We start from the raw sequence: 15,920 nt of genomic DNA, 5'->3' as shown, positions 1-15,920 counted from the left end.
CAGCCGGGACAGCTAGTCCACGGACGGCTTGGGGATGTCGAAGTAGCTCGAGAACCGGACCGCCGGTGCGTACTCGCCCTTCACCTTCACCCTCCCCGTCACGAACATCGCTGCCACGGCCGCGTTACCGGTTGCCATGCGGATGAAGTCGTCCACCGACAACGTGATCGTTGTGTCCGGGGTCCTCGACAAGTCCGTCGAGGAAACGCATATCCCGTCTTCGATCACCGTCTGGAAGCGGTCGAAGCCGTCCTCGCCGGAGCCCTCGGAAAAGCGCCAGGAAACGACGAAATCCACGTGGCGTGCGCGGCCTGGTGAGAAATGCTCTGACATCCTGCGGAATATCTCGTCCAGGAACACCGAGCGCAGCTCCGGATGGGATGCGATTGCCTTCAGCTGTTCGCGGGAGGCTCGGCGGACCACGTCGACCAGCACGTCCGTCGACAGGGAGCTCAGCTCGATGCCCGCGCCCGCGGAACCCAGCATGTGGAGGGTTTCCAGGACCTGGATGAACTGGGCGGCCGACAAGCGCCCGATGACCAGCTTCTCCGCGAACGCGTTCACCGCGTGGCCGCCGCGAACGGGGCGGCGCCATTTCGGTTTTCGGGGCACAAGCCGGACTATACGGGGTGGGGGAGGTCGAAGAATCCGATCAACCCCGCCGCGAAGGCCAGGTCGCCTTTGACTTTGATTCTTCCCGTGACGAACAACACCGCCGGGGTTGCCTGGTGGGTGATCAACCTGAAGAAGTCGGCCGGTGCGATGGTGATCGTGACTCGCGGAGACGAGTTCATCTCGCGGCTCACCGTGCACGAACCATGCGAAATCGCCGTCTCGTAGCGGTCGAAGCCGCCTTCGCCGGCTCCGCCTGACAGGCGCCAGTGGACCACCGCCTGCAGGTTGCGGGCTCGGTCGGGGCGGATGTGGGCGCCCATGCGGGCGAAGATCTCGTCCAGGAGGCGCTCGCGCAGGGCTCGGTCGGCGACGACGCTCTCCAGCTGCGCGCGCGATGCCGAGGCGACCAAAGAGGCGAACCGGGCCGGTTCGACCTTGCTCAGGTCGAACGCCGGGGCCTGGGCGGCCAGCCTCACCAGGGCGTTCAAGAGACGGCGGAAGTCGTCCTTGCGGAGGTCGCCGGGGTCTAGGGCGAGCTCGTTGACGTTGAGGGCGTGGGCCTCGGGGCTGAGCGGGTCGAGGCGCTCCAGCGCGTCGAGCAGCGGTGCCCCGCGGAGCTCCGCGATCCGATCGGCGCTGGTCATTCCCGTGTTGTCGGCCATGGTCACCCCTCTCCCAGTTACTCATGCGTAAGGCTACCCGTCAGTAGGTACGCGGGCAAGCGTGCCGAAATCACCCGCGCGTGGCAACGCCCGGTACCGTCTCCGGGCAGCAACGAGGAGGTCCAGCGTGTCAGAGGAAGATCAGCGTCCGCCCGAACGGGCCAGGCGGCTGCCGCGTGCCGTGCGCGAGCGGCAGATCCTGGACGCGGCCGTCCAGGTCTTCTCGCGGCACGGCTACCACGCCGCGTCGATGGACGAAATCTCCGACGTCGCCGGCGTCTCCAAGCCGATGATCTACACCTACCTCGGCTCGAAGGAGGACCTCTTCGGCGCGTGCATCCGCCGGGAGGCGACGCGGCTGCTCGAGGCCATCCAGGCCGGCGTGCAGCCGGACCTGCCGCCGGACATGCAGCTCTGGCACGGTCTGCGTTCCTTCTACCGCTTCGTCGCCGAGTACCGCGAGTCGTGGACGGTCCTGCACCGCCAGGCCCTCACCGTCGGCGGGGCCTTCGCCGCGGAAATCACCGACATGCGGGCGCGCGCGATCCAGCTCGTCGCCGCGCTCGTCGTCTCCGCCGGCACCCGCAAGGGCGTCGGCGAGCAGGCCGAGTTCTCCGGCGAAGGCCTGGCGGCGTCGCTGGTCGGCGGGGCCGAGTCGCTGGCCGACTGGGCCCTCGACCACCCCGACATCTCCGACGGCGTCCTGGCCTCCTGGCTGATGAACCTCGTCTGGCTCGGCTTCAACGACCTCATCGAGGGCGCGGTCTGGAAGCCGTCAGAGTGAGCTGATCGTCCCCTCCAGGTGCGGCTTCGAGCCGCCCCACAGCTCGAAGGCCCAGCCCTCTGGCGTGGCCCACGAGGTGAACGCGGCCTTGGCCGGCAGCAGCACCGGCTGCTTGAAGCGGACGTCCACCGCGAACGCCTCCGGCAGCCGTCCTTCGAACGCCGCCAGCGCGTGGGCCTTCGTCCACATGCCGTGCGCGATCGCGCGCGGGAAGCCGAACAGGCGCGCCGTCAGCGGGTGCAGGTGGATCGGGTTGCGGTCGCCGGAGACCTCCGCGTAGCGCCGGCCGATGTCGGCCGGGACCCGCCAGAGCGCGTCCGGCGTCGGCGGGGCCAGCTGCTCGCGGCGGCCGGCCGGGCCCGACGAAGGGCCGCGACGCAGGTAGGTGCTGACGTCGGCCCAAACGAGGTGATCGCCGGTCCAGGCCTCGCTGACGACGTCGAACTGGCGGCCCTTCTCGTGCGGACGCAGGTTCTCCGCGCGCACCCGCACGGTCAGCGGCTCGCCCACGCGCAGCGCGCGGTGCTGCGTGATCCGGTTCGCCACGTGCACCATGCCGAGCAGCGGGAACGGGAAGCCCGGCTCGGTCATCAGCGCCATCTGCAGCGGGAACGCCAGCATGTGCGGGTACGTCGCCGGCAGCTCGTCGCTCAGCCGGAAGCCGCACACCGTGTTGTACGCCGCCAGGTGCGCCGGGTCGACGACCACACCCGTCCGCACCAGCTCGGTGTCGGGCAGCGAAGAGCCCGTCTTGCGCAGGCCGAGCAGCGCCTTCGGGTAGAGCGTGGCCAGGCTCGGCGTGCTGTCGAGTTCGCGGATCGCCACGTCACGCCCCCAGCAGGGCCTGGCCGCAGACGCGGACCACGTTGCCGTTCACCGCGGCCGACGCCGGGTTCGCGTACCAGGCGATCGTCTCGGCGACGTCGACCGGCAGGCCGCCCTGGCCGAGGCTGGACAGCCGACGCCCGGCTTCGCGGATGAACAGCGGGACCGCGGCCGTCATCTTGGTCTCGATGAACCCGGGCGCCACGGCGTTGATGGTGCCGCCGTACGCCGCGAGCTGCGGGGCGCCGACGTTGACCATGCCGATCACGCCCGCCTTCGACGTCGCGTAGTTCGTCTGGCCGACGTTCCCGGCGATGCCCGCGATCGACGAGACGCCGATGATGCGGCCGTTTTCGTTCAGCACGCGGTCGGCGAGGAGCTTGTCGTTCACCGCGAGCTGCGCCGCCAGGTTCACCGCGATCACCGAGTCCCACGCGCTCTCGCTCATGTTCCCCAGCGTCTTGTCGCGGGTGATCCCGGCGTTGTGCACGACGATGTCGACACCGCCGTGCCGTTCCTTCAGGTACTCCGCGAGCTTCGCGGGCGCGCTCGGCGAAGTGATGTCGAGCTGCAGCGACGACCCGCCGACCTTGTTGGCGACCTTCGACAGGTCGCCGCCCTGGGCGGGGATGTCGAGCGCGACGACGTGCGCGCCGTCGCGGGCCAGCACCTCGGCGATCGCCGCGCCGATGCCGCGGGAGGCCCCGGTGACCAGCGCGACCTTGCCGTCGAGGGGCTTCTCCCAGCTCGCCGGGGCCGCAGCCGTCTTGCCTTCGGTGCCGATCCGGATGACCTGCGCGTCGACGAACGCCGACTTCGCCGAAAGCAGGAAGCGCAGCGTCGACTCCGTCGCCTCTTCGGCGCCTTCGGCGACGTACACGAGCTGAGCGGTCGCGCCGCGCTTCAGCTCCTTGCCCACCGAGCGGATGAATCCTTCGAGCGCACGCTGGGCGATCCGCTCGCGGCCCTCGACCTGCTCGGGCGGGGTGCCGAGCACGACGACCCGGCCGGACGGCCCGACGCTGCGGATCACCGGGTGGAAGAAGTCGTAGACCTCGCGCAGCCGGGCGGGGTCGGTGACGCCGGTGGCGTCGAAGACCAGCGCCGCGTGCCGGTCCACCGCCGAGGTGACGACCTCGATGCCGGCGTCGGCCAGCTGGTCGCGCAGGGTCTTCTCGAGCCGGCTACCAGGCGCGGAGCCGAGAAGTGCGGGACCCTCGAGAGCGGGTTGCCCGGGCTTGTACCGGCGCAGCGTCGCGGGATTGGGCAGGCCGAGCTTCGGCACCACGAACTTCCCCACCGGGGTTTTCGTGAACTGCTGGTACCTGTCAGCCATCGGATGCCTCCCGTGCCGTCTGCGTCACGTCGCAGTCTAACCTACTCCCGAGTAGGTTACAGTGTGAGGGACACGACCAGAGAGGTGAAGTCATGCCGCCGAAGAAGACACCCGCCGTGCGCAAGGTCGCGATCATCGGGGGCAACCGGATCCCCTTCGCGCGGTCCAACGGGCCGTACGCGAAGGCGTCGAACCAGGACATGTTCACCGCCGCGCTCGACGGCCTGGTCAGCCGCTTCTCGCTGCAGGACGAGGTGATCGGCGAGGTCGCCGCCGGCGCCGTGCTCAAGCACTCCAAGGACTTCAACCTGGCCCGCGAGAGCGTGCTCGGCAGCAAGCTCTCGCCCGCCACGCCGGCGTCCGACGTCCAGATGGCGTGCGGCACCGGCCTGCAGGCGATCGTCAACGTCGCCAACAAGATCGCGCTCGGGCAGATCGACTCGGCCATCGCCGGCGGCGTCGACACCACGAGCGACGCGCCGCTGGCCGTCAACGAGGACCTGCGCCAGATCCTCATCCAGCTCAACGCGGCCAAGACGCTCGGCGACCGGCTCAGGCTCGTCGCGAAGCTCCGGCCCGGGCACATCGTCCCGGCGATCCCGCGCAACTCCGAGCCGCGCACCGGCCTGTCGATGGGCGAGCACGCGGCGCTGACCGCGAAGATCTGGGAGATCACCCGCGAGGCACAGGACGAGCTCGCCGCGAGCAGCCACCAGAAGCTCGCCGCCGCCTACGACCGCGGGTTCTTCGACGACCTCGTGACGCCGTTCCTCAAGCTCGCGCGCGACCAGAACCTGCGCCCGGATTCGACCGCGGAGAAGCTCGCCAAGCTCAAGCCGGCGTTCGGCGGCCCGGACGGCACGATGACGGCGGGCAACTCGACGCCGCTGACCGACGGTGCGTCGGCGGTCCTGCTCGCCACCGACGAGTGGGCGAAGGCGCACAAGCTGCCGGTGCTGGCGTACCTGACGTTCTCGCAGACCGCGGCCGTCGACTACGTCCACGGCGAGGAGGGCCTCCTGATGGCGCCCGCGTACGCCGTGCCGCGGATGCTCGCGCGCGCCGGGCTGTCGCTGCAGGACTTCGACTTCTACGAGATCCACGAGGCGTTCGCGTCGCAGGTGCTGGCCACGCTCAAGGCGTGGGAGGACCCGGCGTTCGCCAAGGAGAAGCTGGACCTGGACGAGCCGCTCGGCGCGATCGACCGGGCGAAGCTGAACGTCAACGGCTCGTCGCTGGCGGCCGGGCACCCGTTCGCCGCGACCGGCGGCCGGATCGTCGCGACGCTGGCGAAGCTGCTGCACGAGAAGGGGTCCGGCCGCGGCCTGATCTCGATCTGCGCGGCCGGTGGCCAGGGCGTCACCGCGATCCTGGAGAAGTAACGCACGCAAATGGGCCGTCCCCCGCGGGGGACGGCCCTTTTCGCGTTCTAGTTGGGGAGGGCCTTCTGGGCCCGCTTCGCGAGCTTGTTCGCCCGCTTCTCGGCCTTGCGGCTCAGCTTCCCGGCCGCGGTGCCGACGTCCTTCGTGGCGTGCTTCGCGCGCCAAGCCGCCGACGGCTTCCCGTGCGTGTCGGCGACCGCGAGGAGCAGGCCACCGGCCAGGCTCGCGTTCTTGAAGAACTGGATCTGCTGCTGCTGGCGCTCGCCCGGGTCCTTGATGGTCCAGAAGCTGTGCGTCGAAAGCGTCGTCGGCACCAGGCTGCCGAGGAGCAGCCCCGCCGCCAGCCGCGGCGCCTTGCCGGACGCGAGCGCGAGGCCGGCGCCGATCTTCACCGCGGCGTCGATCCGGACGAGCGTCACCGGGTCCCGCGGGATCTGCTCCGGGAGCTTGTCGCCGAACTTGTCGATCGCGCTGTTGAGGAACGGTTCCGCCGCCTTGGCGTGGCCCTCGGCCTGCCTCAGCGCATTGATCCCGCCCGTCACGAAGATCGTGGCGAGCAGGGGACGTGCCACTCGACGGAGTATCACGGTCATAGCCTTCCTCGTACGGGCCGCTGCCTGGTCGAACCTACTCCGTGGATGCCCGCTCGGCCCGGGCTCGAATCCTCATCGGGCTTTCTGGCTCTTTATAGCTGTGGTGCTAGAAAGCATTAGACAGCGTTAGCGGTTGACCTTGACGCTGCGTCAACTTCTATCGTCGTCGGCATGGAGTGGTCGATCCAGGACATCGCCCGCTCGGCCGGGACCACGAGCCGGACCCTGCGCCACTACGGCGCTGTCGGCCTGCTCGAACCCAGCCGGATCGGCGGCAACGGCTACCGCTACTACGACGAGCAGGCACTCGTCCGGCTGCAGCGGATCCTGCTGCTGCGCGAGCTCGGCCTCGGGCTGCCGGCGATCGCCGAGGTGCTCGACGGGCAGCGAGACAGCGCCGCGGCGCTCGAAACCCACCTGGAGCTGCTCGAAGAGGAGCAGCGGCGGATCGGTCGGCAGATCGAGTCGGTCCGCACGACCCTCCGGAAACTGAAGGGAGGTGAACGACTGATGGCAGAGGAAATCTTCGACGGCTTCGACCACACGAAGTACGAGAAGGAGGTCACTTCGCGCTGGGGCGCCGACGCGTACCGGCGCGGTGACCAGTGGTGGTCGTCGTTGTCGGCGGCGGAGAAACAGGCCCACCAGCAGGAGCAGCGGGACATCGCGGCGGCGTTCGGCGCGGCCGCCGGGCTCGCTCCGGGCTCCGACGAGGTCCAGGCGATCACGCGGCGGCTGTACGAGTGGCTGCGGCCGGCGGTGTCGACGGTGTCCGCGGGGTACTTCGCGGGCCTCGGGCAGCTGTACGTGGACGACCCGCGCTACGGCTTCGAAGGCGCGACGGCGGAATTCGTCCGGGACGCGATGAAGATCTACGCGGAACGGAACCTGACCGGTTAGTGGTGCGTCGTAAGGGCGCACTGGGGGTAGGGACGAGCAGGGCTGCAGACCTGTTCGTCTCTATGTACGGCCATCCGGTCGAACCTGGGCGACACGCGCTAGCCCTCTATGGCGGAATATCGGGCTCACCCTAGAAACGCCGATAACTTGGCAGAGTGGACCCCATCCGCAACCCCTTCGCGCCGGGCGCCGGCCAACGGCCGCCCGAGCTGGCCGGCCGCGAGCGTGAGCTCAAGGCCTTCGAAGTGGTGCTGGAGCGGGTGGCGCGGGGGAGACCCGAACGCAGTCTCGTCCTCACCGGCCTCCGCGGCGTCGGCAAGACCGTGCTCCTCGGGGAGCTGCGGGCGATGGCCGTGCGGCACAAGTGGGGTGCCGGGAAGATCGAGGCGCGGCCGGACGCCGAGCTGCGGCGGCCGCTGTCGGCCGCGCTGCACCGGGCCATCCGGGACCTCGCCGTGCGGCACCGCGCGCCGGACCGGGTCGAAGAGGTGCTCGGCGTGCTGAAAGCGTTTGCGCTGCGGGCCAACAAGCCCGACGCCAAGCTGCGGGACCGCTGGCAGCCGGGCATCGACGTGCCCGCCGCGCAGGGGCGGGCCGACTCCGGGGACATCGAGATCGACCTCGTCGAGCTGTTCACCGACGTCGCCGAGCTGGCGGCCGACGTCGGGACCGGCGTCGCGCTGCTCATCGACGAGATCCAGGACCTGCAGCCCGACGACGTCTCGGCGTTGTGCGCGGCCTGCCACGAGCTGTCCCAGTCCGGTGCGCCGCTGGTGGTCGTCGGCGCCGGGCTGCCGCACGTGCCCGCGGTGCTCTCGGCGTCGAAGTCCTACTCCGAGCGGCTGTTCCGGTACGCGCGCATCGACCGGCTCAGCCGCGAGGACGCCGACTTCGCCGTGATGGCACCGATCGAGCGCGAGGACGCCGGCATCGAGCCGGAAGCCCTCGACGCGCTCTTCGACGCGTCCGGCGGCTACCCCTACTTCATCCAGGCCTACGGCAAGGCGGCCTGGGACGCGGCGCCGTCCGACCCGATCACGGTGAAGGACGTCCAGGTCGCGGCGCCCGAAGCCGAGTCGGAGCTGGCGGTCGGCTTCTTCGGCTCGCGCTACGAACGCGCGACGCCCGCCGAGCGCGAGTACCTGCAGGCGATGGCCTCGCTGACCCAGGGCCGCGACGAGCCAGCCGGCACCGCCGACGTCGCCGTGTTCCTCGGGCGGAAGCCGTCGTCGCTGTCGCCGGCGCGCGACAGCCTGATGAAGAAGGGCCTCGTGTACTCCGCCGAGCGGGGGCAGATCGCCTTCACCGTGCCGCACTTCGGCCACTACCTGCTCGGCCGCGACTGAACTGGGCTTTTCCGGCTGTCTCGCGGTCTATGAGCGTCACTAAGGCTGTATTGGATTTTTGCTATAGAGGCGCATACAGCCGTAGCGGGTTGCGTCGCCGTGATGGCCGCCACCCCACATCCCTCCGGCCCATACCCAAGTTTGCCGATGATTCATCGGCGAGTGCGCCACATCACCGGATATTCATTGGCGTCCTTGTGAAAAAAGGCGCATACTAGACCTACAAGCCACCAAGACCCTCGAAGGGGATGCAGAAACCGATGAACAACATCGCCGCCAAGCTCCGTGCCCGTCGCGCCGAGGCTCGCACTCGCCGGGCGCTGAACCGGGCGATCGACACCGCCGCCACCGCGACGGTCCGTCAGGAACTCATCGCGATCGCGCAGGCTCGCTCGGGCTACATGCGCTGATCTCTCACCCCGTGGCGGTCACCCGTTAGAGTGACCTAGGCCACATAGTGCTCACGGTGTAACGCCGCCCAGAGGGGCGTCGATACCCAGTACGACCCCGTGATGCTGGCGGACCCCCGACCTGGCAGCATCACGGGGTTTCCCATTTCCCCGGAAACTCCCTTGCCGCCGCCGATGTGTCCGGTAATCTTTGACTTCGTCAACGAACTTGTTGAGGTGGTCAATGAACGACGCTGCTCAGCTCGCCGGCCGGGTCGCCGCGGTCCGTGCCTTCAACCGGCTCTACACCGGGGTCATCGGCGTGCTCGACGAAGGCCCGGCGGACGCCGAGTACTCGCTGCCGGAAGCCCGCGTGCTGTTCGAGCTCGCCCACCAGGACCCGATGCCGGTCACTGACCTGCGGAAACGTCTCGAGCTCGACGCCGGCTACGCGAGCAGGCTGCTCGCCCGCCTCGAGTCGCGCGGGCTCATCGTGCGCGAACGGTCCGAGGAGGACGCCCGCCGCCAGCTCGTGCGGCCGACTACCGCGGGCCGGGACGCCTTCGCGGTGCTGAACCGCCGGTCCTCCGAGCAGATCGGCGGGCTGTTGCGGCGCTTCGCCGACGAGGACCAGCAGCGCCTGCTGACGGCGATGCGCACGATCGGCGACCTGGTCGGCGACCGGCGGCGCGACCCGGCCCTCGTCCTCCGCCCGCCACGACCGGGTGACCTCGGTTGGGTGGTGGAACGCCACGGCGCGTTGTACGCGCGGGAGTACGGCTTCGACGCCCGCTTCGAGGCGCTGGTCGCGCGGGCGGCCGCCGGCTTCCTCGACCGGCACGACGACCCCAAGCAGGCGTTCTGGATCGCCGAGCTGGACGGCGAGCGCGTGGGCAGCATCGGCTGCGAGCGCGGGGAGGACGGCGCCGCGCAGCTGCGCCTGCTGCTGCTGGAGCCGTCGGCGCGGGGCCACGGCGTGGGCAAGCGGCTGGTGGCCGAGTGCGTGTCGTTCGCCAGGGCGCACGGCTACCGGGCGGTGGAGCTGTGGACGATGTCGGCGCTCACCGCCGCGCACGCGATCTACCGCGCGGCCGGGTTCGAGCTGGTGAAGGAGGAGCCCCACGACGGCTTCGGACCGGCGCTCGTCCAGCAGTTCTGGCGCCTGGAGTTCTAGCGGGGGAGCCGGCCGAGCAGGAAGAACTCCGGGTTCGGCCGCAACGCCGTGAGGTGGGCGAGGCGGTTCGACATCGCGAACAACGCCGTGATCGCGCCGACGTCCCAGATTTCGTCGTCGGTGAGGCCGGCGTTGCGCGCGGCCTCGAGGTCGCCTTCGCCGAACAACGCCGAGTCCTGGGCGAGGGCGAGCGCGAGGTCGATGATCGCGCGGCCGCGCTCGTCCAGCTCCACCTGCCACGGGTTGCTCGACACCCGGTCGGCCAGCTCCGGGTCCTTGGCCCGGATGCGCAGGATGGCGCCGTGCGCGACGACGCAGTAGGTGCAGTGGTTGGCCCCGGACGTGGCGACGACGACCAGCTCGCGTTCGGCCTTGGTGAGGCCGCCGGGGCGGTCCATCAGGGCGTCGTGGTAGTCGAGGAACGCGCGCAGCTCGGCGGGCCGGTGGCCGAGGGCGCGGAAGATGTTCGGCACGAACCCGGACTTCTCCGCGATCGCACCGACGCGCTCGCGCAGGTCGTCGGGCAGGTCTTCCAGTTCGGTCACCGGGAACCGGCTGACGGCGTCGCTCATGGGCTTCACGCTAGTCGTGGTTGGCTGGTCGCGTGCCGGACTACGTCGACGGGTACTGCGAACGCGTTGCGCCCGGGCTCTGGGGTGAGCCGCTCAACAGTCTCAGCAATCTCGCGTTCCTCATCGCCGCCGTCCTCGTGTGGCGGCTGGCCGCGGGGGACCGCACCGGCCGGGTGCTGGCCGGGCTCATCGGGCTGATCTTCGTGGCCAGCAGCGTCTTCCACCTGCTGGCGACGCGGTGGGCCGGGGCCGCGGACTCGCTGGCCATCCTCGTCTTCGTGCTGGTGTACGCCGGGTTGTTCCCGCGCGTGTTCTTCGGGTGGCGGCTGTGGTGGCTCGGGCCGCCCGCGTTCCTCGCGCTCACCGTCGTCACGGCGTTGCTGGGCGGCGGGCTGTACCTCGCGCCGCTGATCGGCTTGTTCGCCTTCGCCGCGGTACTCGCCGTCAAGCGCGACGCCGCCTGGACGCAGTTCGCCGTGGCGGGCGCGGTTTTCGCGCTCTCACTCAGCTTGCGCACGCTCGACCGGGACGTGTGTGACTACGTCCCGGCCGGCACGCACTTCCTCTGGCACCTGCTCAACGGCGTGGTGCTCTACCTCGTCTCCCGGGCCCTGCTCCGTCCTTAGTGGACGCCGATCGGGCGCAGGTCCTTGTCGTTCTCGTCGGCGTGGTAGTCCTCGGCGTTGGTGTCGTCGGTGCCGTTGAACACCTTCAGCTGCCGCGCGATCACCGTGACGATCGCCGCCACCACCAGGTTCGCGACCAGGGCCACGAACCCGACGTAGATCTGCACCTGGGAACCCGAGAACGGGTGCCAGCCGAAGATCGACATGTTGCCCAGCGCCAGCGCCGAGCCGCCGAAGTGCTGCTTGCCGTTGGCCGGGTTGGGGATGCCGTACAGCATGATCAGGCCCCAGCCGATGCCGACGACCCAGCCCGCGATCAGGCCCCAGCGGTGGAACCAGCGCGTGTACAGCGCCAGCGCGACCGCCGGCAGCGTCTGCAGGATCAGCACGCCGCCGATGAGCTGGAGGTCGATCGAGAACTGCGGGTCGATCAGGATGATCACGGCCACCGCGCCGAGCTTCACGACCAGCGAAGCGAGCTTCGCCTGCTTCGCCTCTTCGGCCGGGGTCGCGTTCTTCCGGATGTACTCCTTGTAGATGTTGCGGGTCCACAGGTTCGCCGCGGCGATCGACATGATCGCCGCCGGCACCAGGGCGCCGATGCCGATCGCGGCGAACGCGATGCCGGCGAACCAGGACGAGAACTGGCTGTCGAACAGCACCGGGACGATCGTGTTGCCGTCCGCCTTGCCGGTCGCCGCGTTCGTCAGCGGCTTGACACCCGCGGTGATCGCCACGTACCCCAGCAGCGCCAGCAGGCCCAGCACCAGCGAGTACGCCGGCAGCGCGACCATGTTCCGCTTGATGACGTTGCGGCCGCGCGAAGCGAGCACGCTGGTCAGCGAGTGCGGGTAGAGGAACAGCGCGAGCGCCGAACCCAGCGCCAGCGTTGCGTACTGCAGCTGGTTGTTGGCCGTCAGCAGGATCGAGCCGGCCGGCTTGCCGGTGGCCGGGTTCGGGGTGCCGAGCTTCTTCGCCGCCGCGTCGAAGATGTGCGACCAGCCGCCCAGCTTCGAGGGCAGGTAGATGATCGCCACCAGGATCACGATGTAGATCAGGATGTCCTTGACGAACGCGATCAGCGCGGGCGCCCGCAGGCCGGACTGGTAGGTGTAGAAGGCCAGGATGATGAAGGCGACCAGCAGCGGCAGGTGCCCGACGATGCCGGAGCCGTTGATGCCCATCGTCCGCAGCACGGCTTCGAGGCCGACCAGCTGCAGCGCGATGTACGGCATGGTCGCGACGATGCCGGTGATCGCCACCAGCAGCGCGAGGACCGGCGAGCCGAAGCGGCCGCGCACGAAGTCGGCCGGGGTGACGTACCCGCGCACCCGCGAAACCGACCACATCCGCAGCGCCGGCAGCAGGACGATCGGGTAGACGACGATCGTGTACGGCAGCGCGTACAGGCCGAGCGCGCCGGCGCTGAACACCAGCGCGGGCACCGCGACGAACGTGTACGCCGTGTAGAGGTCACCGCCGAGCAGGAACCAGGTGATCCACGAACCGAACTTGCGGCCGCCGAGCCCCCATTCGTCCAGGTGGTCCAGCGTGCTGCCGCGCTGCCACCGCGACGCCATGAAGCCGAGCACGGTGACCAGGGCGAACAGGATCGTGAAGATGATCAGTTCGGGCCACTGCAGGTTGCTCATCGAGCGTCCCCCTCGTCCAGGTCGTCGACGCTCAGCTTGTCCGGCGCGTCAGCGGTCGGCTTGTCCCGCGTCATCAGGTAGACGATCCAGGTGCTGAGCACCCCGACGCCGACCATGAGGAACTGGAACCAGTAGAAGAACGGCATCCCGAACAGCCGGGGGCCGTCCAGGTTGAACAGGGGGGTGACCAGGACAAGCAGCGGGACGATCAGGAGCAGGTTCCACGGGCTGAACTGAAACCCGCGCACCTTTCCGTCGTGTTTCACCGTCGACATCGACCTCACCTAACACTCCCGTAACCGACTGCCTGACCTTAGAACCTGGGTGACAGCGAGTCACGTCTGTCCGATATCGATTTGATCGCCCCGGCCGCCGATGCCGACCAACGTCGCTTGCCCTGCCCGGACGGGCCCGATATCAATAGCCCGACTCCACACGCGAATACCCAAAAGGGGCAACCGTATGACACGACTCCGCTACGCGGTGGTGATCCCGGCCATTGCCGGCACCCTGCTGGCCGGGTTCACCCCTGCGTTCGCAGGGCAGGAGGTCGCGGCCGGTAAGCAGCCGCTGAACTCCACGAACATCCCGCCGCAGTACGCGAACCAGAAGCTGGACTGGCACAAGTGCGCCGTCCCTTCCGAGCTGCCCACGGCCCCGCCCGCGGGCGCCGAAGACATGGAGTGCGCGACGTACAAGACGCCGCGCAACTGGTACCAGGCGAACGCCCAGATCGACCTGACCATCGCGGTCAGCCGGCTGAAGGCGACCAAGGACGCGACGGCCAGCGTCGTCACCAACCCGGGCGGCCCGGGGGCGCCCGGGCGCAACTTCCCGGCCCGCCTGCGCAACCAGCCGAAGCTGCGCGAGCACCAGGAGATCGTCGGGTTCGACCCGCGTGGCACCGGCAAGAGCACGAACATCACCTGCGGTGGCGCCATCGGCACCGGCTCGGACCTCGACCCGCGTGACCGGTCGAAGGACAACCTGAACCTGATCCTGCAGGCGACGAAGTACGCGGCGCTGTCCTGCCAGCAGAAGTCCGGCGAGCTGGGCCCGCTGATCAACACCGACCAGACGGTCAAGGACATCGACCTGCTGCGCGTGCTGCTCGGCCGCGACAAGATCAACTGGGTCGGCTACTCGGCGGGCACCTGGATGGGCGCGCACTACGCGCAGGCCTACCCGACGCGCACCGGCCGGTTCGTCCTCGACTCCTCGACGGAGTTCACCACGACCTGGCAGAAGTCGTTCGACTGGCAGCCGCTCGGCTTCGAGCGCCGCTTCCGGCAGGACTTCCTCCCGTGGGTGGCGAAGTACGACAAGCTCTACCACTTCGGCACCACCGGCGAGGCCGCCCGCCAGACCTACGAGCAGGTCCGCTACGCCCTGACCCAGGGCGCGGTCACCCTGCCCGACGGTTCGACCGTCTCGGCCAACGGCCTCGACTCGTTCATCGCGTCGAACATCTACTCGAAGCGGTCCTTCCCGGGCCTGGCCGACTACCTGGTCAGCGTCCGCACGCTGACCCAGGGCACCGCGTCGGCGCAGGCCAAGTCGTCGGCCGCGCAGAAGGTCAAGGCCGCCGACAAGAGCACCGAGACCTCCGGCGCGCAGCCGCTGATGGTCCCGACCGACGGCGACGCCTACGACGCCTCGTTCTGGACGATCCCGTGCAACGAGGGTCCGTGGACCGGCTCGACCCAGAGCGCCATCAAGCAGTCGCAGAAGCTGATCGACCAGCAGCTGCCCCTGCTCGGCGCGGGCTGGTTCATCCAGCCGTGCCTGTTCTGGAAGAAGCCGCCGTCCCCGCTGCCGGTGCTGGACGGCAAGGGTGTCCCGCCGGTGCTGATCGTCGAGTCGGAGCACGACCCGGCGACGCCGATCGAGGGCGCGAAGCGGGCGCACAAGGCGTTCGCGGGTTCGCGGATGCTGACGATCACCGGTGAGGGTGACCACGGCATCTACGCCGGCGGCAACGCGGGTGTGGACAAGGTCGTGGAGGCCTACCTGGTCGACGGCGTCGTGCCGAACGACCAGAGCCTGCCCGGCATGCCACTTCCGGTGCCCGCGGGCGCCTGAGGGCACTAGATGTGGTGGGGCCCCGCCGATCTTCGGGTCGGCGGGGCCTTTTCCACACCTGTGCACAGAGTTGTCCACAGGCAGTGGACAACTACTGGTATTAGAATCCCGCTCATGGTGCGAGTGCCGCTGACGGACGAAGAGCGCGAACGGGGCGAGCGCCTCGGCCTGGCGCTGCGGGCGGCGCGCGCCGGCCGCAGCATGGTCGACGTCGCCGCCGAGGCCGGGATCTCCGTCGAGACGCTCCGGAAGATCGAGACCGGCCGCATCCCGACGCCGGCGTTCTTCACGGTCGCGGCCATCGCCGACGCCGTCGGCCTGCCGCTGGAGGAGCTGCGCGCGGCCGTCACGCCCGCCGCGTCACCGCCGCTTTCGCAGGCCAGTTAGATCGGGCGCAGCTGCCGGAGGATGTGCTCGCGGTCGTTGAGGAACGCGCAGCCCGGCACCGGCAGGTCGTAGCTGTTGAGCAGCTTCTCGAAGTCGGAGAACTCGTCGGCCGAGAAGCCGAAGCCGAGCTTGACGGCGTGCGCGGCCAGCACGTCGGCCAGCTCCTCCCACTCGCCGGCCCACAGCAGCGTGCGGTAGTGCGTGTAGTCCTCCGGCGAGAGCCGGTCGGCGAGGTGGGTCAGGATGCTGTCGGCGAAGAAGCTGATGCGGTTGCCCTGCAGGTCGGCGACCGTCGGGTTCGCCGGGTCGCGCGCGGTGTCGGGGTTGCGGACCACGCCGGGCCCGGCCACCGGGTAGGCGGTGTGCACGTGCCCGTTGTCCTCGACCAGGACGATCAGGTGGACGTTGAACCGCTCGCCGGCACACCGCCAGCGGCCGTTGCGCTGCTGGCAGCGGGCCTCGCTGGGATCGTTGGCGACGTCCTTGACGACCGAGATGATGTGCTCGTCGCTCCAGCCGGCCGGGAACTCGCTGGTCGCCCGCCGTCCGACGCCCGGTGCGTGTCCGCCGCCCACTGGCTGCTCCCTTCGTCGCA

Annotated in this window: 18 protein-coding genes; 9 read left to right on the top strand and 9 right to left on the bottom strand. The window is 69.6% G+C overall.

Features of this window, described 5'->3' with window-relative positions:
• Positions 1 to 12 precede the first annotated feature (12 nt).
• Together OO60_RS07725 and OO60_RS07720 are read right to left on the bottom strand one after the other, a co-directional pair.
• Positions 13 to 564, bottom strand: a complete 552-nt coding sequence (locus tag OO60_RS07725) for an SCP2 sterol-binding domain-containing protein (protein WP_003058014.1) — start codon at positions 562 to 564, stop codon at positions 13 to 15.
• A 56-nt stretch (positions 565 to 620) separates the two neighbouring features.
• Complete coding sequence (locus OO60_RS07720) at positions 621 to 1,277, bottom strand: SCP2 sterol-binding domain-containing protein (RefSeq protein WP_205624090.1); 657 nt, start codon at positions 1,275 to 1,277, stop codon at positions 621 to 623.
• Between the two features lie 127 nt (positions 1,278 to 1,404).
• Here OO60_RS07720 and OO60_RS07715 point away from each other — a divergent pair, with 127 nt between their 5' ends.
• Positions 1,405 to 2,061: a TetR/AcrR family transcriptional regulator gene (locus tag OO60_RS07715; RefSeq protein ID WP_043787198.1), complete on the top strand. Its 657-nt coding sequence runs from the start codon at positions 1,405 to 1,407 to the stop codon at positions 2,059 to 2,061.
• On the opposite strand, the gene OO60_RS07710 is transcribed toward OO60_RS07715, so the two are convergent.
• Positions 2,053 to 2,886, bottom strand: coding sequence for a MaoC/PaaZ C-terminal domain-containing protein (locus tag OO60_RS07710; protein ID WP_003058009.1), 834 nt, complete (start codon positions 2,884 to 2,886; stop codon positions 2,053 to 2,055). The two genes, OO60_RS07715 and OO60_RS07710, sit on opposite strands and share 9 nt — an antisense overlap.
• 1 nt (position 2,887) lies before the next feature.
• Positions 2,888 to 4,222: a 3-oxoacyl-ACP reductase gene (locus OO60_RS07705; RefSeq protein WP_003058008.1), complete on the bottom strand. Its 1,335-nt coding sequence runs from the start codon at positions 4,220 to 4,222 to the stop codon at positions 2,888 to 2,890.
• Positions 4,223 to 4,314: 92 nt separating this feature from the next.
• On the opposite strand from OO60_RS07705, the gene OO60_RS07700 reads away from it, so the two are divergent.
• Positions 4,315 to 5,604 (top strand): acetyl-CoA C-acetyltransferase, encoded by a 1,290-nt coding sequence (locus OO60_RS07700; RefSeq protein ID WP_033261072.1) that lies wholly within the window; start codon positions 4,315 to 4,317, stop codon positions 5,602 to 5,604.
• A gap of 47 nt (positions 5,605 to 5,651) precedes the next feature.
• Here the strand turns inward: OO60_RS07700 and OO60_RS07695 are convergent, their stop codons facing one another.
• Positions 5,652 to 6,197 (bottom strand): DoxX family protein, encoded by a 546-nt coding sequence (locus OO60_RS07695; RefSeq protein ID WP_003058006.1) that lies wholly within the window; start codon positions 6,195 to 6,197, stop codon positions 5,652 to 5,654.
• 171 nt (positions 6,198 to 6,368) lie between these two features.
• Here OO60_RS07695 and OO60_RS07690 point away from each other — a divergent pair, with 171 nt between their 5' ends.
• The 4 genes from OO60_RS07690 (at position 6,369) to OO60_RS07680 (ending at position 10,006) form a co-directional block, all read left to right on the top strand.
• Positions 6,369 to 7,097, top strand: coding sequence for a MerR family transcriptional regulator (locus OO60_RS07690; protein ID WP_003058005.1), 729 nt, complete (start codon positions 6,369 to 6,371; stop codon positions 7,095 to 7,097).
• A gap of 155 nt (positions 7,098 to 7,252) precedes the next feature.
• Positions 7,253 to 8,443 carry an ATP-binding protein gene (locus OO60_RS07685; RefSeq protein ID WP_003058004.1) on the top strand — a complete coding sequence of 397 codons (1,191 nt, stop codon included), beginning with the start codon at positions 7,253 to 7,255 and terminating at the stop codon, positions 8,441 to 8,443.
• A gap of 248 nt (positions 8,444 to 8,691) precedes the next feature.
• Positions 8,692 to 8,853, top strand: a complete 162-nt coding sequence (locus OO60_RS47085) for a hypothetical protein (RefSeq protein WP_003058002.1) — start codon at positions 8,692 to 8,694, stop codon at positions 8,851 to 8,853.
• Positions 8,854 to 9,076: 223 nt separating this feature from the next.
• Positions 9,077 to 10,006 (top strand): bifunctional helix-turn-helix transcriptional regulator/GNAT family N-acetyltransferase, encoded by a 930-nt coding sequence (locus tag OO60_RS07680; RefSeq protein ID WP_003058000.1) that lies wholly within the window; start codon positions 9,077 to 9,079, stop codon positions 10,004 to 10,006.
• Here OO60_RS07680 and OO60_RS07675 read toward each other — a convergent pair.
• Entirely contained in the window at positions 10,003 to 10,578 is a 576-nt protein-coding gene (locus OO60_RS07675) for a peroxidase-related enzyme (protein ID WP_003057998.1), read from the bottom strand. The genes OO60_RS07680 and OO60_RS07675 overlap by 4 nt on opposite strands.
• Positions 10,579 to 10,610: 32 nt before the next feature.
• On the opposite strand from OO60_RS07675, the gene OO60_RS07670 reads away from it, so the two are divergent.
• The gene (locus OO60_RS07670; protein ID WP_003057996.1) at positions 10,611 to 11,204 is read left to right on the top strand and encodes a hypothetical protein; all 594 of its coding nucleotides are present in this window, start codon (positions 10,611 to 10,613) and stop codon (positions 11,202 to 11,204) included.
• On the opposite strand, the gene mctP is transcribed toward OO60_RS07670, so the two are convergent.
• Together mctP and OO60_RS07660 are read right to left on the bottom strand one after the other, a co-directional pair.
• The gene (gene mctP / locus OO60_RS07665; protein WP_003057994.1) at positions 11,201 to 12,856 is read right to left on the bottom strand and encodes a monocarboxylate uptake permease MctP; all 1,656 of its coding nucleotides are present in this window, start codon (positions 12,854 to 12,856) and stop codon (positions 11,201 to 11,203) included. The genes OO60_RS07670 and mctP overlap by 4 nt on opposite strands.
• On the bottom strand, positions 12,853 to 13,131 hold the full coding sequence (locus tag OO60_RS07660) for a DUF3311 domain-containing protein (protein WP_003057992.1): 279 nt from the start codon (positions 13,129 to 13,131) through the stop codon (positions 12,853 to 12,855). Before OO60_RS07660 ends, mctP begins: the two co-directional genes overlap by 4 nt.
• A 187-nt stretch (positions 13,132 to 13,318) precedes the next feature.
• Here OO60_RS07660 and OO60_RS07655 point away from each other — a divergent pair, with 187 nt between their 5' ends.
• Both OO60_RS07655 and OO60_RS07650 read left to right on the top strand, forming a co-directional pair.
• Positions 13,319 to 14,938, top strand: a complete 1,620-nt coding sequence (locus OO60_RS07655) for an alpha/beta hydrolase (protein ID WP_003057990.1) — start codon at positions 13,319 to 13,321, stop codon at positions 14,936 to 14,938.
• Between the two features lie 114 nt (positions 14,939 to 15,052).
• Complete coding sequence (locus OO60_RS07650) at positions 15,053 to 15,325, top strand: helix-turn-helix domain-containing protein (RefSeq protein WP_033261071.1); 273 nt, start codon at positions 15,053 to 15,055, stop codon at positions 15,323 to 15,325.
• Here OO60_RS07650 and OO60_RS07645 read toward each other — a convergent pair.
• On the bottom strand, positions 15,322 to 15,900 hold the full coding sequence (locus tag OO60_RS07645) for an EndoU domain-containing protein (protein WP_003057986.1): 579 nt from the start codon (positions 15,898 to 15,900) through the stop codon (positions 15,322 to 15,324). The genes OO60_RS07650 and OO60_RS07645 overlap by 4 nt on opposite strands.
• Positions 15,901 to 15,920: the final 20 nt, after the last annotated feature.

It is taken from the genome of Amycolatopsis vancoresmycina (assembly GCF_000716785.1).
Classification (GTDB): domain Bacteria; phylum Actinomycetota; class Actinomycetes; order Mycobacteriales; family Pseudonocardiaceae; genus Amycolatopsis; species Amycolatopsis vancoresmycina.
This window is presented reverse-complemented; position numbering and strand designations above follow the sequence as displayed.

Excerpts from the sequence above, each read along its gene's own strand:
- OO60_RS07720 (WP_205624090.1), bottom strand. The coding sequence starts at position 1,277 with ATGGCCGACAACACGGGAATGACCAGCGCCGATCGGATCGCGGAGCTC.
- OO60_RS07705 (WP_003058008.1), bottom strand. The coding sequence starts at position 4,222 with ATGGCTGACAGGTACCAGCAGTTCACGAAAACCCCGGTGGGGAAGTTC.
- OO60_RS07700 (WP_033261072.1), top strand. The coding sequence starts at position 4,315 with ATGCCGCCGAAGAAGACACCCGCCGTGCGCAAGGTCGCGATCATCGGG.
- OO60_RS07695 (WP_003058006.1), bottom strand. The coding sequence starts at position 6,197 with ATGACCGTGATACTCCGTCGAGTGGCACGTCCCCTGCTCGCCACGATC.
- OO60_RS07690 (WP_003058005.1), top strand. The coding sequence starts at position 6,369 with ATGGAGTGGTCGATCCAGGACATCGCCCGCTCGGCCGGGACCACGAGC.
- OO60_RS47085 (WP_003058002.1), top strand. The coding sequence starts at position 8,692 with ATGCAGAAACCGATGAACAACATCGCCGCCAAGCTCCGTGCCCGTCGC.
- OO60_RS07680 (WP_003058000.1), top strand. The coding sequence starts at position 9,077 with ATGAACGACGCTGCTCAGCTCGCCGGCCGGGTCGCCGCGGTCCGTGCC.
- OO60_RS07675 (WP_003057998.1), bottom strand. The coding sequence starts at position 10,578 with ATGAGCGACGCCGTCAGCCGGTTCCCGGTGACCGAACTGGAAGACCTG.
- mctP (WP_003057994.1), bottom strand. The coding sequence starts at position 12,856 with ATGAGCAACCTGCAGTGGCCCGAACTGATCATCTTCACGATCCTGTTC.
- OO60_RS07660 (WP_003057992.1), bottom strand. The coding sequence starts at position 13,131 with ATGTCGACGGTGAAACACGACGGAAAGGTGCGCGGGTTTCAGTTCAGC.
- OO60_RS07655 (WP_003057990.1), top strand. The coding sequence starts at position 13,319 with ATGACACGACTCCGCTACGCGGTGGTGATCCCGGCCATTGCCGGCACC.
- OO60_RS07650 (WP_033261071.1), top strand. The coding sequence starts at position 15,053 with ATGGTGCGAGTGCCGCTGACGGACGAAGAGCGCGAACGGGGCGAGCGC.